Below are 14,891 nucleotides of genomic sequence, written 5' to 3'. Positions count from 1 at the left end.
CTGTATGATCTTAAATTTAAAATCCTTATTGCTGATTACCACAAGTAGTGCGCTTCTTGGGTTAGCTGGCTGTCAATCAATTCAAACTCAACCATCACTGCCAACAACGCAAAACCTTGAACAATCAAATCAATTTAATCTTCAGGGTAAAATTGGCGTTAAAACCCCTAAGCAATCAGGCAGTGCTTTTTTTACTTGGCAACAGCAAGATGAACAGTTTGATATCGAGTTAAGCGGAATTCTTGGAGTCGGTAAAACTCAAATCTCAGGTCAACCTGGTCAAGTAACACTGAATAGTGCCAAAACTGGTGAAATTACAGCCAACTCACCTGAAGAGTTATTGTTTCGTGCAACAGGTTGGGAAGCACCAATTACTTATTTAGTCGATTGGGTACAAGCTAAGCAAGCGACTGAAGAAGCTGAAATTCAAAAAGACGAATCGATGCGAATCAGTGAAATTACAGAACAAGGTTGGCATATTCAATTATCTTACAATGGTCAATCTATACAACCAAACCGTTTGATTTTGAAGCAACAACTTGAAGATGGAACTGAAAATCGTATTACAATGGTAATTCAAAATCGTTAAGTTTGATCGTTTATGATTCGTGTACCTTCTCCTGCAAAACTGAATTTGTTTTTACACATTACGGGTCGCCGTGAAAATGGTTACCATGAATTGCAAACCATTTTTCAGTTGATAGATCTTTGTGATTGGATGGAATTCACACCAATTTCTAATCAATCTATCTCCATTGTAGGCCTATCAGAAGTAAGTCTTGAACAAAATTTGATTTATCGTGCAATGATGATGCTGAAACCCTACGCCAAAAATGAAACTTTAGGCATTCATGTCAACATCGAAAAAAATATACCGATGGGTGCAGGACTCGGTGGTGGCTCTTCAAATGCGGCTACCGCGTTATTAATCATGAATCAACTTTGGCAATGTGGCTTAAATCGTGATCAATTAGCAGAAATTGGTGTACAACTGGGTGCTGATGTTCCCATCTTCATCCATGGTCGCAATGCATGGGCAGAAGGTATTGGTGAACACTTAACATTCATAGACTTAGATCAAAAACAATACATTGTGTTAAAACCTGACTGTTTTATCAGCACTCAACTGCTTTTTTCACAAAAATCGTTGACAAGAGACACGAAGACCTCTAAATTTTGCGCCTATCAGATAAAGCCATCTGATTTCAGAAATAACTTTGAACCTCTGGCAAGAAGTCTATATGCTGAAGTCGATGAAGCAATGCAATATTTAGATCAGTTCGGTGTTGCAAAACTTACAGGTACAGGTGCTTGTGTTTTTACTGAAGTAACGACTGAAATGAACATTGATGACATTCTTGCTCATTCACCTTGTAAAGCTTACTTAGTGAATAGTTTAGAACAATCACCACTGAATCAAATCATCGTTTAAATGATAGGGGCGTCGCCAAGTGGTAAGGCAGCGGGTTTTGATCTCGCCATCCGTTGGTTCGAATCCAGCCGCCCCTGCCAATTTAGTTCAAAAAGACAGAACATTGGTATCATGAGTTGAGTCAAACAACCTTGACAAACCCATATAAAACCATTAAAGTTCTGCCGCATTAGGGGCGTCGCCAAGTGGTAAGGCAGCGGGTTTTGATCTCGCCATCCGTTGGTTCGAATCCAGCCGCCCCTGCCATCTCATTCTATACATTTCAACCGCCAAGGGTGCTTCATGCCCAATCTTGTCGTTTTTAGTGGAACTGCGCATCCACAATTCGCCCAAAAAGTCGTTAGCCACTTGCATATCCCTCTAGGTGCTGCATCTGTAGGTCAATTCTCTGATGGTGAAATCGCTGTCGAAATCACTGAGAATGTCCGTGGTAAAGACGTATTCATCGTTCAGCCTACTTGTGCTCCAACTAATGATAACCTTATGGAAATCTTAGTGATGGCAGATGCATTGCGTCGTGCAAGTGCTGGTCGTATCACTGCTGTGATTCCTTATTTCGGTTATGCTCGCCAAGACCGTCGTCCTCGTTCTTCACGTGTTCCAATCACTGCAAAAGTAGTAGCAGATATGCTAACAACTGTAGGTATTGACCGTGTTGTGATGATCGATCTTCATGCTGACCAAATTCAAGGTTTCTTCGACATCCCTGTAGACAACATTTACGGTACGCCAGCGCTTTTAGCTGACTTACGTCAACAGTCTCATGACAACCTTATGGTTGTTTCGCCAGACGTTGGTGGTGTTGTTCGTGCTCGTGCTGTTGCGAAACAAATGGGCGATATCGATTTAGCTATCATCGACAAACGTCGTCAAAAAGCAAATGAATCACAAGTGATGCATTTGATTGGTGATGTTAAAGATCGCGACTGCGTGATCGTTGATGACATGGTTGATACAGCTGGTACTTTATGTAAAGCCGCTGATGCATTGAAGACTTTTGGTGCGCGTCGTGTCGTAGCATATGCTACTCACCCTGTTTTATCTGGTAAAGCGATCGAGAATTTGAAAAACTCTGTTATCGATGAACTTGTTGTGACAGATACAATTCCGCTTTCAGAAGAAGCTTTAGCTCTTGGTAAGATTCGCCAAGTTTCAGTTGCGAGTATGGTTGCTGAAACAATTCGTCGTATTAACAACGAAGAATCTATTAGCGCAATGTTTGATTCTTATCTATAATAGAGCGCTAAAATTTTAAAGCCCTGCCTTTTGGTAGGGCTTTCTATCACTAGATCGGTCGCAGATCTAGTTCACTTAACTTAAATAGGATGTCTCTCATGGCAAACTTCGTATTAAATGCAGTAGCACGTGAAGAAGCAGTACAAGGGAAAGGTGCGAGCCGCCGCCTTCGTCTTCAATCTAAAGTTCCTGCTATCATCTATGGTGGTGATGCTGCACCTGTAGCAATTACACTTGAGCTTCGTCAGCTTGTTAAATTCTTAGAAGACAACGCTTTCTTTGAAGAAGTAATCGAAATTGATGTTGATGGTAAAGTTGAAAGCGTTAAAATCCAAGCTTTACAACGTCACCCAGCTAAAAACACTCCAATGCACGCTGACTTCAAACGCGCATAAGTGTTGATGGTGTAAATTAGTGTCTCATATTTCACTGATTGTTGGTTTGGGCAACCCTGGTAAAGAGTATGCTCAAACCCGCCATAATGCAGGCTTCTGGTATGTAGAACGTCTTGCAGAACAATATGGCATAACACTTAAAAATGACCCTAAATTTAATGGATTAAGTGGTCGTGGTAATGTGGAAGGACAAGACGTTCGACTTTTATTACCTTCAACCTTTATGAACCGTTCTGGTCAAAGTGTTGTACCCTTCGCAAAATTCTACCAAATCTCTCCAGAAGCAATGCTTATTGCTCACGATGAACTTGATATGGACCCAGGCATTATTCGCCTTAAAACGGGTGGTGGTCATGGTGGTCATAACGGTTTACGTGACATTGTTCCTCATACAGGTCCCAACTTCCATCGTTTACGTATTGGAATTGGACACCCTGGATCAAAAGACCGTGTATCAGGTCATGTTCTAGGTAAAGCACCCTCAAGTGAACAAACGCTCATTGATGATGCAATTCATCATGCACTAAGTCGTACAAAATTATTAGTGAATGGTGAAATTCAGCAGGCAATGAATCAAATAAATGCCTACAAACCGTAGTTGATAAATTTAATTTTTGTTCAACAATTTTTCTTGCCACGATGAAAATTTGAGGGCAAAATGCGCTTTCAAATGCTTCACCCAAATTAAAAAACTGTTGTTTCTAGATAATAAAACAATCTTAGAACAACTCAGGAGACGCTTCCCATGCTATCTCGTTTATTAAAAGCTAAAATCCACCGTGCAGTTGTAACACAAGCTGAACTTCATTATGAAGGTTCATGTGCAATTGATGGTGTATTACTAGATTTAGCTGGTATTCGTGAATATGAAGAAATTCATATTTGGAATGTAACTAATGGCAAGCGTTTTACAACTTACGCAATCCGTGGTGAAGAAAACTCAGGCATTATTTCTGTAAATGGTGGTGCTGCTCACCAAGCAGATCTAGGTGACATTATTATTATCGCGACTTTCGGTGATTTTACTGTTGCAGAAGCTGATGCACATAAACCACGTTTGGTTTATGCAAATCCAGATAACACTGTGAATCACACAGCAAATTGTATTCCTGTCCAAGTTGCTTAATGATTGACTAAAACTCGCTTACTTGAGCGAGTTTTTTTATAACAAATTATCATAGAATTACTCTTCATCCACCAACTGCAAGCTCTGGCTAATCCCATCTGCTCTTAACCAAGCTAATTCATAACTGGCATTCGCCAAAGCTAGAACCCGACGTTCAAACTCAGTCCAGATCGGTTTAACATGTGGAGCTGAAATACCTAAACCACTCTGCTCTGCTAAATGCTTGTTTTTTTCACAAATTTTAAGCGCATGATATAATTTTCGGCCTTTTGAAGCATTCTCCAATACTCGGATTCTTTTTGATTCAATGAATTTTTCCACCTCAGAAAGTTGAGCATGAGGAAGCATTGGAACCAAAATTTGATCCAGTTGTTGATCTAAACGTTTCCAAATACTCAGTCGTTGTTCCTCATTATAAGTATTCCATTGAATCACTTCATGATTAAAACGTCGACAACCACGACATACCGCATCACCAAACACTGTTGAACAACGTCCCGCACATGGTGTTAATGAAGGGATTCGACGCGCTGTATTCAAAACATTTTCCTCATATAAAACCATAAATTTTCTATGGCTTTCTCGCATATTTTCAAAAATCGCGTTAGAATACGCGCCTGATTTTATCCCTATATTAATACATTTGGAGTACTCCATGAACGCTACTGTAGAACAGCTTGCACCTGTAGAACAGCAAGCGACCACTGGTTGGGTTGTTGCGGCACTTTATCAATTTAAAGAAGTTGTAGATTCTCTAGCACTTCAACAAAAATTACTTGAGTTGGTAAAAACCATCAACCTATGCGGTACTCTTATTGTTGCCCATGAAGGGATTAACGGAACAGTTGCAGGTGACCGCCATGCAATTGATGTCATTCATCAATTCCTTTTAAATGAAGGATTTAATGACATGGAATATAAAGAGTCACACAGTGACGAAAAACCATTCCGTAAAATGAAAATCAAACATAAAAAAGAAATCGTGACTTTAGGTGTTCCAGTGAAGCCACGCGACTTAGTTGGTCACTATCTAGACCCTAAAGAATGGAACGAACTCATTGCACGTGATGACGTGATCTTAGTCGATACAAGAAATGATTACGAATACAAAGCAGGCACATTCAAAGGGGCAATTGATCCGAAAACTGAAACGTTCCGCGAATTCCCTGAATATGTAAAAAACAATCTTGAACAGCATAAAGATAAAAAGATTGCCATGTTTTGTACAGGTGGAATTCGTTGTGAAAAATCAACTTCACTACTTCTTCAAGAAGGCTTTAAAGAGGTATATCACCTCAAAGGTGGTATTCTTAAATATTTAGAAGAAACCCCTCCTGAAGAAAGTTTATGGGAAGGTGAATGCTTTGTTTTTGATGGTCGTACTGCGGTTACACACGGAGTGGAAGAAGGTCAAAATGTGAAGTGCCATGCTTGTGGTTGGCCATTAACCCCTGAAGAAGTAGCATTACCAAGTTACGAACATGGCGTATCATGTGTTTATTGTATCGATAAAACAACAGAAAAGCAGAAAGAAGGTTTCCGTATGCGCCAGTCTCAGATTATTGCTGCAAAACGTAAACGCCTCTAAACAAAAAATATTTTATTTAACTTACAAAAGCGTTGTCTACATTACAGTGTAGATGACGCTTTTTACATTGAACAAACAAAATTTCAATTCTGATATATCACCATTACAAAGTTATTTGAGAACAACACAAAACACATGAAGTCATTCAGATAAATTTAATATGAAGGAAATAAATTTAGCTCAAGGATGAAAGTCATGAATCGAGTGCCATTCAAATATCTTCCTGTTCAACGGAATTTTGCTCACCATAATCATTTAGATCGTGTATCAGCTGTACCGACACATTTAAAATTTATATATATCGATTCACATAATTCTGATGTTAAATTGCATATACGTAACCAATCCCATTATTTTATCGTAACGTTAGGTGCTTGTATCGGCGCAATTATTGCTTTAGCAATCGGTTTTCAGATGAGAAATTCAATGAGTCTTATCTTCATCATCAGCATAGCTCCCCTTCTCGTCAGCTATATCCTACGAGAAGTCTATGTTCATACACTTATACAAATTCAACACCCTGAATTAATGCATTAACTTAATTTCACTGTATTTTTTCTTAAAAACCTCTAGCATAGGTTTAACTTTAGAATACAAATCACTTATGAAAGATTGGATCATTTCAGTGATGGAGCAATTGGGCTATTTCGGCATTGCTCTATTGATGTTTCTCGATAATGTTTTTCCACCTATACCCTCAGAGATTATTATGCCTTCAGCTGGCTATACCGCTTCTCAGGGTCAATTACTTTTGATTGGTGTCATTATTTCAGGAAGTATAGGTTCGCTCTTAGCTGCCGCTACGCTGTATTGGTTAGGACGTAAGATCTCTGATCAAAAGCTCTATGCGTTCGTTGAGAAATATGGCAAGTATTTATTTATTAAAGTAGCTGATGTTGATAAATCATTAGAATGGTTTGAAAGATATGGACATCGAATCGTTTTTTTTGCACGTATGGTTCCAGCAGTACGATCCCTGATTAGCATACCTGCAGGCATGAGCAAAATGCCTTTTGCAAAGTTTATGTTTTATAGTGGTTTAGGCACGGTTATATGGACCACCTTTTTAGCATATGTCGGTTATTATTTTGGAAATAATACTGAAATGATGCATAGAATATTTAGCCAAGTAAGCTATCTCATTCTCGCTATTGTCATCGGTATAATCATTTGGATTGTGTACCGCAGACAAAAAAGAAAGCACTCAAAATAAAAAAAGCACCTTACGGTGCTTTTTAATTAGTTCGGCGTATGATACATCAAATACAATTCATTCAAGTTATCTGGAATTTCTTCTGCAAGCTCATCCATCAATTGACCGTTACGGCGGAAAGATTCCATTTGAGGATCCTCTTCGTCAACACCACTGAACACCATAATTGGCAGAGTGAGATCAACTAATTGCTCTTCAAACTCAGGTGTGAACCATGCATCTTCATTTAAGAACATTGCATCGACAAAGCCTACACTCCAATCCCCAAGGCTTGACTCTACATCTGCTTCTTCAATTTCAAAAGGAAATTCAATACCTTCTTCATTGGCAAGTTTTTGACGTAAATCTTCTAACCAAAGTTTAATTTGAGCTACGATCTCTGCAGGCACTTTCTTTTGATTATTGTCAAATAACTCATCCAACCAACGATCAAATTGAGGACCTACAGCTGTCGCACACAAAAAACCATGAGTTGCAGCAAAATCTAGACCATGCTCATTTTGGTCGCCATCTAAGTAGTCACTTAACAAGTCTAAATCTAATGCACTCATTATATTTCCAAAGGTTGTATCTTAATTTCGTAGAATAACACTTTAGATCAGGATACCCAATCTAATTTAGTCTTCATCATCGTCGAAATCATCATCGTCAAAATCATATTCAAGATCTTTCAATTCACGATCTAAACGACGCTGTGCAAGTAAGTCATCAATCAAGCGACGCTTTTCTAATGATTCTTTGGCGCTAATTTTGCTCGTAGTTTCATCAAAACTAACATCATCATCACCGTAGTTATCATCTAGTTCAAAATCTGTAGAAGACACTAAAACTACCTCATGTGTGAAAAAATGAATGGGGCTAGGCGCTATTTATCTTTGTTCAGAATACTTGTCAAGTTTTATTTTATTTTTCGCTGATATTTATACAAATTTTAGTTTTTTTTGGACAAAAAAATATGTCATTATTTAATCAAGGATCAGAGCCTTATTGTTGGTTTAAAATAAAAAGCATGATGTGCTTGAAATGAACAATTTTGACCCAATATTGACTTAAATAGCTTAATTCATTGGTTTTCAAAACCAATTATACTGAGTTAATACGATACTAAAGATAAGTTAATTGTGCTAGAATGCACGGTTTTTCCCCGCCACAGATTCAACGAGAAGAGAGCAAAGATGAGCGATATGCATTCCCCTACTTCACAAGTAGCGGCTCTGATTAGCCGAGGCAAAGAACAAGGTTACTTAACCTACGCTGAGGTTAACGATCATCTCCCAGACTCGATCACTGAAAGCGAACAGATTGAAGATATCATCCAGATGCTTCAAGACGTCGGTATTCCTGTACACGAACGTGCGCCAGAATCTGACGATGCAATGTTTGATGGTAGTAGCGCAGAAACGACTGACGAAGTTGCTGAAGAAGAAGCAGCTGCAGTTTTAGCATCTGTAGAAAATGAGCCTGGTCGTACAACTGACCCTGTTCGTATGTATATGCGAGAAATGGGAACAGTTGAACTGTTGACTCGTGAAGGCGAAATTCAGATTGCAAAACGTATCGAAGAAGGTATTCGTGACGTTTTAAACTCAATTGCTTATTGGCCAAATGCGGTTGAAGTTGTATTACAAGAATATAAAGATTACGAAACTGGCGAGCGTCGTTTAGCCGATATCCTTTCAGGCTATTTAGATCCAGAGTCTGATGAAGAAATTCCAGAAGTTTTAGAAGAAGTTGATGCTGATCTTGAAGAAGAAACAGAGACTAAACCAACTAAAGATGTAAAACTTGATGACGATGATGAAGAAGAGTCTGAAAGTGATGATGATTCTGAAGGTGATTCAGGTCCAGACCCTGAAATCGCAAAAGTGCGTTTTGCAGAGTTAGAAGCTGCGTGGAATGCGACTAAAGATGCGATCGCAAAACACGGTCGTAACAGTAAAGAAGGTAAAGCAGCTCTTGAGTCGCTCGCAACCGTCTTTATGATGTTTAAGTTCACACCACGTTTGTTTGACATCATTTATGAAATGATTCGTGGCACGCATGAACAAATTCGTACAGCAGAACGTGAAGTAATGCGCTACGCAGTTCGTCGTGGTCGTATGGACCGTACTCAATTCCGTACAACGTTCCCTGGTCAAGAATCAAACCCAGCTTGGTTAGATGAGCAAATTGCTAAAGCCACTGCTGACCAAAAACCATACTTAGAGAAAGTACGCCCTGACGTTCTTGCTTTCCAACAAAAAATCGCTGATATCGAAAAAGATCTCGACCTTACTGTACGTGAAATTAAAGATATTTCTAAACGTATGGCGATTGGTGAAGCAAAAGCACGTCGTGCTAAAAAAGAAATGGTTGAGGCGAACTTACGTTTGGTCATCTCCATCGCGAAAAAATATACCAACCGTGGTTTACAGTTCCTCGATCTGATTCAGGAAGGTAACATTGGCTTGATGAAAGCCGTAGATAAGTTTGAATACCGTCGTGGTTATAAGTTCTCGACTTATGCAACTTGGTGGATTCGTCAGGCGATTACACGTTCAATTGCTGACCAAGCACGCACAATTCGTATTCCTGTGCATATGATTGAAACCATTAACAAGATCAACCGCGTATCTCGTCAATTACTTCAAGAAATGGGACGTGAACCTACACCTGAAGAGTTAGGTGAACGCCTCGAAATGGACGAAGTCAAAGTTCGTAAAGTGCTTAAGATCGCTAAAGAACCAATTTCGATGGAAACACCGATCGGTGATGATGAAGACTCACATCTTGGTGACTTCATTGAAGATGGTAACATCACTTCACCAGTTGATGCTGCAACTTCAGAAGGCTTGAAAGAAGCAACACGTGAGGTACTTGAAAACCTCACTGAACGTGAAGCTAAAGTCTTGAAGATGCGTTTTGGTATTGATATGCCGACGGACCACACTTTGGAAGAAGTTGGTAAACAGTTTGATGTAACACGCGAACGTATTCGTCAGATCGAAGCAAAAGCGTTACGTAAATTACGTCATCCATCGCGTTCTGAACATTTACGCTCGTTCCTTGAGAATGACTAATCTATCCATAGGATAATACAGGCTTGAATATGGGGGACACTCCCCCATAATATAAAGCATGTAGCAAATAATTCTAAATACCTGCGCCTAGCAGGTATTTTTACTAATGAGGTGTCCTATGACTGACATGATCGATCGCACTCCATCACGCGAACTACAAGAACATCTTTGGGTGTTTCCGATGGATTATCCAATTAAATTGATTGGTCTTGCAGGTGAGGATTTACGCAAAGCCGTGAATGACATTTTTGTTAAACATTTCCCTGATTTTGATGGGAATGCAATGACAGTGACACCATCGCGTACAGGCAAGTATCATTCAATTACTGCGCAACTTCGTTTTGAAGAGCTTGAGCAAGTACATCAAGTATATGCAGACTTGGCTGCTTGCCCTTTAATTAAAACTGCACTTTAATAAAAAAACACGCTTCATGCGTGTTTTTTTATGTTTGTTAATTATTCATCAAGTATGTGCCTAGGTCACACTTAATTCAACAATATTGTCTATAATAAAACTCATTTTTGAATGTGAGCCTTAACCTCCGTGGATGTCAAAACCAAACCTCAATTGATTATTCGTCACTATAACCAAACCACTTCTTATGAAGATCGCTTCCAAGAAATGAAGCTGGTGACAGAACAGCGTGACGATCAAACAGCAGATGAATTTTGGATTTTGCAGCACGATTCTGTGCTTACCCAAGGACAAGCTGGCAAACCTGAACATATATTAGTGCCTAGTCATATTCCGGTAGTTCAAACTGATCGTGGTGGACAAGTCACTTGGCATGGTCCAGGTCAATTAGTTGCATATTTTATGTTTGATTTAAATCGATTAGGCTGGAATGTCCGTACTTTGGTCAGCTATGCAGAAAATGTCATGATCGATTTATTAAAAAAATACGGTATCGAAGCCTATGCTAAACCAGATGCACCTGGTGTTTATGTTGATGGTAGAAAAATTGGATCTCTGGGCTTTAAAATCCGAAAAGGTCGCAGCTATCATGGACTCTCACTTAATATAGATTGTGATCTGGAAGGCTTCCAAACCATTAATCCATGTGGTTATGCAGGTCTTGAAATGGTCAGAATCTCTGATTTGATAAATCCCTACCCAAGTTTTGATACGCTAGTTCAAGACCTCATTGCCTATCTAAAAAAAAGTGACCTGTTCAGTCAAATTATCGTGAAAGATCATTAAAACTCCTTTACTTTGTCATTAGATAATTTTAGAGTATTTACTCTAAATTATAAAACTATGTGATAAGGGACAAGTGAGTGATTTCTATTAACTCTGTAAAGCCCGCGCTAGAACAAGCTTATGTCAAACTCATGCTTGACGTGATTGGCAGAGGCTTAGCGATGGCAAGTCAAGTCGATGAAGAAATAAAACAGGAAATTGCTAAATTTCCTGTCGGCTTCACGATTTCAATGGACGTTTTCAACAGTGATGCGGCTTTTATTGCACAAGTGAATCCACAACATCAACTTGTCTTAGTCGACCATGCATCAAAAAAACCAGATTTAACGATTACCTTTAAACATATGCATCATGCTTTTTTGGTATTTTCTTTCCAAGAAAGTACTGCACAAGCATTTGCAAATGACCGTATGATTGCTGATGGCGATTTAGGTCATGCAATACGTTTAGTGCGTTGTCTAAATAAAATGGAAGCCCTTATTCTTCCAAAATTAGTCGCTGAACTTGCAGTCAAAGAATATCCGGTCAATCTGTCATTAAAAGAAAAATTGACAGGTGCAGCAAATATTTATCTCAAAGTTGCTCAGTCATATATTAAAGGGAGTGCTTAAGCATGGCTAAACCATATTATGAATTTTTCTGTCCAGTTAAAGTGATTGCTGGTAATGCTGCGCTTGAACACATTCCATTTGAGCTAGATTCAATGGGTTCAAAAAAACCACTCATCATCACAGACAAAGGCGTACGTGCCAATGGTCTACTTGAACCAGTGGAAGCTGCTTTTGCAGCGACAGAAGTAAAAATTGGCTCAATTTTTGATGAAGTTCCGCCGGACTCAAGTTTAGAAACAGTAAAAGCCGTGACTGAGATGTATCGCAACAATCAATGCGATGCAATTATTGCAATTGGTGGTGGTTCAGTCATCGACACAGCAAAAGCTGCCAATATTCTCGTCTCGGAAGGAGGCGATGATCTGCTGAAATATTCAGGTGCTCACAACCTGCCTCGCCCATTAAAGCCTTTTTTTGTTATCCCAACAACATCAGGTACAGGCTCTGAAGTCACGATGGTTGCTGTGGTTTCAGATACAGCGAATAATCAAAAAATGGCATTTGCTTCAAAATATTTAATGCCTAGTGCTGCAATTTTAGATCCACGTATGACTTTAACACTACCTCCACACCTGACAGCAATGACAGGAATAGATGCAATGACACATGCAGTTGAGGCCTATACGTGTTTGGCAGCGAATCCTATCAGTGATGCTTACGCTACTGCTGCAATTAAAAAAATTAGTGAAAACTTGTTTAAAGTTTTGGAAAATCCAAAAGATGCTGATGCCCGTTTAGAACTTGCTCAAGCATCGACCATGGCTGGTATTGCATTCTCAAACGCAATGGTCGGTATTGTTCACTCCCTTGGACATGCTTTAGGTGCCGTTGCTCACTTACCACATGGTTTGTGCATGAACTTATTCCTCCCTTATGTGCTTGATTACAATAAGGATGTTAATGGCGATAAGATTGCTGATCTGTTATTACCGCTTGCAGGTACTGATATCTATGCACAGACACCAGCAAATCAACGTGCAGATAAAGCTATTGCGATTATCAACACAATGCGCGATCGCATTTATGATTTAACTAAACTGCCACGTACATTACGTGAGACAGGCAAAGTTACGCAATCTCAATTAGATGAAGTTGCCGAAAAAGCGTTAAATGACGGATCAATCATTTTCAACCCTAAAGAAGCAACATTAAAAGATTTGAAATCTATCTTAGAAAAAGCTTGGTAAATTTCTCAAAATAAGTAAAGATACGCTTAAAACTAGCCTGATGTTTTTTTAGACATCAGGCTTTTCATTTGTTAGTTGTTTTAACTCATGAGTTCAATACTTTTGGCATAAATCCTGCTAAAAAACTCACACAAACTACTGACAAACTGCACCAATATGGTTTAGATTGGCGCACTTTTGAAAAAACATTAGGGGGGATCGTTCGTCTCAAACGATCCTTAATTGATTTGACTGATCCTTGATCAACGATTAAGAGGATAAAGCCGTTGACTAATATAACTGGGACTCAATCGGCAGCTAAACTGCAAAAAACGCTAGGACTCTGGCACATCATTATTATCGGTTTAGCTTATATTCAGCCAATGACGTTGTTTGATACTTTCGGTTTGGTATCAGAAGAAAGTAATTTCCACGTTCCTACATCATATATTTTTGCACTTGTTGCAATCCTACTGACTTCATTGAGTTATGGTCATATGATCCGTAGATATCCATCTTCAGGTTCAGCGTATACCTATGCTCAAAAATCTATCCACCCTAACGTTGGTTTTATGGTTGGCTGGTCATCATGGTTAGATTACCTGCTCTCACCCATGGTCAACATCATCCTTGCGGTGATTTATCTTGAGGCTTTATTCCCTGATGTCAATCATTGGGTCTGGGTCATAGTGTTAACAGCATTTATGACAGGTATTAACCTTCGTGGTGCACGATTTGTTGCAAATTTCAACAGCTTAATCGTATTCGTGCAATTAATTGTGATCGCTGTATTTACATGGATGGTCTATACCAAGCTCCAAATGGGATATAACGCGGATGGTCCAATCTCTGCTGAACAACGCTACCAACTTTGGAGTTTAGAACCATTTTGGAATGAGTTAACTTCAGTGGGTGCCTTGATCACAGGTGCGACATTACTCTGCTTCTCATTCACAGGATTTGACTCACTCAGTTCTCTCGCTGAAGAAACTAAAGATACTGAGAAAACGCTACCAAAAGCGATTTTCTTAACTGCGTTAATTGCAGGGATTATCTTTATCGTCAGCACTTATTTCATGCAGATCTATTTCCCTAATAATCCGGGATCATACTTCCAGAATATTGCAGAAACTCAACCTGAAATTTTGTTGTTGGTTGGTGGATCTTTGTTCCAGTCTTATGTACTTGCATTTGCCATCATTACTGTTATGGCATCAGGTATTTCTGCACATGCAGGTGTATCACGCCTCATGTATGTTATGGGACGCGATGGTGTCATCAATAAGAAAGTTTTTGGTCACATCAGCCCTAAAAACTTCACTCCATCATATAACATCATGATTGTAGGTGCAGTCGCATTAACCGCTGGTTTTATGGATTTAGACTTTGTCATTTCATTAATTAGCTTCGGTGCATTAACAGCATTTAGCTTTGTGAACTTATCTGTTATCTCACGGTATGCGTTACGCGATGGTCGTACTAAAACAGCGAAAGAAATTATTAATTTCGTTATCGTACCATTACTCGGCTTTATTGCAGTATTTGCATTGTGGCTAGAGGTCGATCAAGCATCGCTTAAATATGGTTTGATTTGGGCAATTGGTGGTATTTTGTATTTAGGTTATAAAACCAAAGGCTTTAAATACCCTGCTCCTCAACATGATGAGTTTAATGATCGTTAAAAATTGATTTTTTAGAAAAGGCGCTTAGGCGCCTTTTTTTATTATGCAAATTGACCAAAATGATCAAACATCAATCAAAATTTCTGATTTAAAAAATAAACTCTACATCCTAATAGGCAGCTTTATTTCAAAATAATGAGAGAAATAACACATTTAAACGCAAATACATGAAATTAAATAAA

At 38.9% G+C, this 14,891-nt stretch carries 18 protein-coding genes and 2 tRNA genes; 17 read left to right on the top strand and 3 right to left on the bottom strand.

Going from position 1 to position 14,891, the window contains the following annotated elements:
* Positions 1-4 precede the first annotated feature (4 nt).
* The 8 genes from lolB to panD all read left to right on the top strand — a co-directional run bounded on the left by lolB (position 5) and on the right by panD (position 4,189).
* Positions 5-589 (top strand): lipoprotein insertase outer membrane protein LolB, encoded by a 585-nt coding sequence (lolB, locus tag AC1M9D_RS03320; protein WP_481611499.1) that lies wholly within the window; start codon positions 5-7, stop codon positions 587-589.
* A 12-nt stretch (positions 590-601) separates the two neighbouring features.
* Positions 602-1,432, top strand: a complete 831-nt coding sequence (gene ispE, locus AC1M9D_RS03315; RefSeq protein ID WP_481611498.1) for a 4-(cytidine 5'-diphospho)-2-C-methyl-D-erythritol kinase — start codon at positions 602-604, stop codon at positions 1,430-1,432.
* A 5-nt stretch (positions 1,433-1,437) separates the two neighbouring features.
* Positions 1,438-1,512 (top strand) — tRNA-Gln (locus AC1M9D_RS03310).
* A 91-nt stretch (positions 1,513-1,603) separates the two neighbouring features.
* Positions 1,604-1,678: transfer RNA gene (locus tag AC1M9D_RS03305), tRNA-Gln, on the top strand.
* A gap of 36 nt (positions 1,679-1,714) precedes the next feature.
* Positions 1,715-2,668 (top strand): ribose-phosphate pyrophosphokinase, encoded by a 954-nt coding sequence (locus AC1M9D_RS03300; RefSeq protein WP_035269283.1) that lies wholly within the window; start codon positions 1,715-1,717, stop codon positions 2,666-2,668.
* Positions 2,669-2,766: 98 nt separating this feature from the next.
* Entirely contained in the window at positions 2,767-3,063 is a 297-nt protein-coding gene (gene rplY, locus AC1M9D_RS03295) for a 50S ribosomal protein L25 (protein WP_179997745.1), read from the top strand.
* Positions 3,064-3,082: 19 nt separating this feature from the next.
* Positions 3,083-3,661, top strand: coding sequence for an aminoacyl-tRNA hydrolase (pth, locus tag AC1M9D_RS03290; RefSeq protein ID WP_035269278.1), 579 nt, complete (start codon positions 3,083-3,085; stop codon positions 3,659-3,661).
* Between the two features lie 147 nt (positions 3,662-3,808).
* Positions 3,809-4,189, top strand: coding sequence for an aspartate 1-decarboxylase (panD, locus tag AC1M9D_RS03285; RefSeq protein ID WP_035269276.1), 381 nt, complete (start codon positions 3,809-3,811; stop codon positions 4,187-4,189).
* A gap of 57 nt (positions 4,190-4,246) precedes the next feature.
* Here the strand turns inward: panD and AC1M9D_RS03280 are convergent, their stop codons facing one another.
* The gene (locus AC1M9D_RS03280; protein WP_180027954.1) at positions 4,247-4,753 is read right to left on the bottom strand and encodes a DUF1289 domain-containing protein; all 507 of its coding nucleotides are present in this window, start codon (positions 4,751-4,753) and stop codon (positions 4,247-4,249) included.
* Positions 4,754-4,844: 91 nt separating this feature from the next.
* Between AC1M9D_RS03280 and trhO the strand changes: the two genes are divergently transcribed.
* The 3 genes from trhO to AC1M9D_RS03265 all read left to right on the top strand — a co-directional run bounded on the left by trhO (position 4,845) and on the right by AC1M9D_RS03265 (position 6,990).
* Positions 4,845-5,777, top strand: a complete 933-nt coding sequence (trhO, locus tag AC1M9D_RS03275; protein ID WP_481594384.1) for an oxygen-dependent tRNA uridine(34) hydroxylase TrhO — start codon at positions 4,845-4,847, stop codon at positions 5,775-5,777.
* A gap of 195 nt (positions 5,778-5,972) precedes the next feature.
* On the top strand, positions 5,973-6,314 hold the full coding sequence (locus AC1M9D_RS03270; protein WP_481594385.1) for a hypothetical protein: 342 nt from the start codon (positions 5,973-5,975) through the stop codon (positions 6,312-6,314).
* 67 nt (positions 6,315-6,381) lie between these two features.
* The gene (locus tag AC1M9D_RS03265) at positions 6,382-6,990 is read left to right on the top strand and encodes a DedA family protein (protein WP_481611497.1); all 609 of its coding nucleotides are present in this window, start codon (positions 6,382-6,384) and stop codon (positions 6,988-6,990) included.
* Positions 6,991-7,016: 26 nt separating this feature from the next.
* On the opposite strand, the gene AC1M9D_RS03260 is transcribed toward AC1M9D_RS03265, so the two are convergent.
* A complete protein-coding gene (locus AC1M9D_RS03260) occupies positions 7,017-7,541 on the bottom strand; it encodes a YecA/YgfB family protein (RefSeq protein WP_179997742.1) in 525 nt (174 codons plus the stop codon).
* Positions 7,542-7,607: 66 nt separating this feature from the next.
* Positions 7,608-7,814, bottom strand: coding sequence for a PA3496 family putative envelope integrity protein (locus AC1M9D_RS03255; RefSeq protein WP_092766845.1), 207 nt, complete (start codon positions 7,812-7,814; stop codon positions 7,608-7,610).
* 297 nt (positions 7,815-8,111) lie between these two features.
* Between AC1M9D_RS03255 and rpoD the strand changes: the two genes are divergently transcribed.
* The 6 genes from rpoD to AC1M9D_RS03225 all read left to right on the top strand — a co-directional run bounded on the left by rpoD (position 8,112) and on the right by AC1M9D_RS03225 (position 14,709).
* Positions 8,112-10,049, top strand: a complete 1,938-nt coding sequence (gene rpoD, locus AC1M9D_RS03250) for an RNA polymerase sigma factor RpoD (RefSeq protein WP_481611496.1) — start codon at positions 8,112-8,114, stop codon at positions 10,047-10,049.
* Positions 10,050-10,176: 127 nt separating this feature from the next.
* Positions 10,177-10,464 (top strand): YbeD family protein, encoded by a 288-nt coding sequence (locus tag AC1M9D_RS03245; protein ID WP_035270687.1) that lies wholly within the window; start codon positions 10,177-10,179, stop codon positions 10,462-10,464.
* A gap of 129 nt (positions 10,465-10,593) precedes the next feature.
* Positions 10,594-11,250, top strand: a complete 657-nt coding sequence (gene lipB / locus AC1M9D_RS03240) for a lipoyl(octanoyl) transferase LipB (RefSeq protein WP_481611495.1) — start codon at positions 10,594-10,596, stop codon at positions 11,248-11,250.
* Positions 11,251-11,327: 77 nt separating this feature from the next.
* The gene (locus AC1M9D_RS03235; protein ID WP_179997739.1) at positions 11,328-11,861 is read left to right on the top strand and encodes a hypothetical protein; all 534 of its coding nucleotides are present in this window, start codon (positions 11,328-11,330) and stop codon (positions 11,859-11,861) included.
* 2 nt (positions 11,862-11,863) lie between these two features.
* A complete protein-coding gene (locus AC1M9D_RS03230) occupies positions 11,864-13,048 on the top strand; it encodes an iron-containing alcohol dehydrogenase (RefSeq protein ID WP_481611494.1) in 1,185 nt (394 codons plus the stop codon).
* 266 nt (positions 13,049-13,314) lie between these two features.
* The gene (locus AC1M9D_RS03225; RefSeq protein ID WP_481611493.1) at positions 13,315-14,709 is read left to right on the top strand and encodes an APC family permease; all 1,395 of its coding nucleotides are present in this window, start codon (positions 13,315-13,317) and stop codon (positions 14,707-14,709) included.
* The last annotated feature ends 182 nt before the right edge of the window (positions 14,710-14,891 follow it).

The organism is Acinetobacter sp. ANC_7682, assembly GCF_056779795.1.
The sequence above is the reverse complement of the archived record's forward strand: the minus strand, read 5'-3'. Positions and strand labels throughout refer to the sequence as shown.

Bases quoted from the DNA above. Each gene is read 5' to 3' on its own strand.
- AC1M9D_RS03260 (WP_179997742.1), bottom strand. From the start codon at position 7,541: ATGAGTGCATTAGATTTAGACTTGTTAAGTGACTACTTAGATGGCGAC.
- AC1M9D_RS03265 (WP_481611497.1), top strand. From the start codon at position 6,382: ATGAAAGATTGGATCATTTCAGTGATGGAGCAATTGGGCTATTTCGGC.
- trhO (WP_481594384.1), top strand. From the start codon at position 4,845: ATGAACGCTACTGTAGAACAGCTTGCACCTGTAGAACAGCAAGCGACC.
- lolB (WP_481611499.1), top strand. From the start codon at position 5: ATGATCTTAAATTTAAAATCCTTATTGCTGATTACCACAAGTAGTGCG.
- panD (WP_035269276.1), top strand. From the start codon at position 3,809: ATGCTATCTCGTTTATTAAAAGCTAAAATCCACCGTGCAGTTGTAACA.
- AC1M9D_RS03270 (WP_481594385.1), top strand. From the start codon at position 5,973: ATGAATCGAGTGCCATTCAAATATCTTCCTGTTCAACGGAATTTTGCT.
- AC1M9D_RS03280 (WP_180027954.1), bottom strand. From the start codon at position 4,753: ATGGTTTTATATGAGGAAAATGTTTTGAATACAGCGCGTCGAATCCCT.
- rplY (WP_179997745.1), top strand. From the start codon at position 2,767: ATGGCAAACTTCGTATTAAATGCAGTAGCACGTGAAGAAGCAGTACAA.
- AC1M9D_RS03300 (WP_035269283.1), top strand. From the start codon at position 1,715: ATGCCCAATCTTGTCGTTTTTAGTGGAACTGCGCATCCACAATTCGCC.
- AC1M9D_RS03245 (WP_035270687.1), top strand. From the start codon at position 10,177: ATGATCGATCGCACTCCATCACGCGAACTACAAGAACATCTTTGGGTG.
- AC1M9D_RS03230 (WP_481611494.1), top strand. From the start codon at position 11,864: ATGGCTAAACCATATTATGAATTTTTCTGTCCAGTTAAAGTGATTGCT.
- ispE (WP_481611498.1), top strand. From the start codon at position 602: ATGATTCGTGTACCTTCTCCTGCAAAACTGAATTTGTTTTTACACATT.